A 354-nucleotide genomic window follows, 5' to 3' on the forward strand; every position below is an offset into this window, starting at 1 on the left:
GCACTGGGGCACCGGCGGCTGGCCATTATTGACCTGGACGGCGGTCCCCAGCCCATGTTCAACGAGGATGGCCGTCTGGCGGTTGTGTTCAACGGGGAGATCTACAATTACCCGGCCCTGACGGCAGAATTGCAGGCCGCCGGGCACACCTTTGCCACCCGCTCCGACACCGAAGTGCTGCTGCACGGCTGGGAGGAATGGGGCCGGGCGCTGCTGCCACGGCTGCGAGGTATGTTTGCCTTTGCGCTGTGGGACCGGCAGACCGGGACCCTTTTCTGTGCACGGGACGCCTTTGGCATCAAACCGCTGTACTATTACCAGGCAGCGGACGGCACCCTGTTGTTTGCCAGCGAG

The 354-nt window shown here is 64.1% G+C and carries 1 pseudogene; it reads left to right on the forward strand.

The window, feature by feature from the left end:
- Positions 1-354 (forward strand): annotated as a pseudogene (locus H6B10_RS15730) (asparagine synthase (glutamine-hydrolyzing)); the annotation flags it as partial.

Origin of the sequence: Gemmiger formicilis (assembly GCF_016901605.1) — a bacterium.
Classification (GTDB): Bacteria; Bacillota; Clostridia; order Oscillospirales; family Ruminococcaceae; genus Gemmiger; species Gemmiger formicilis_B.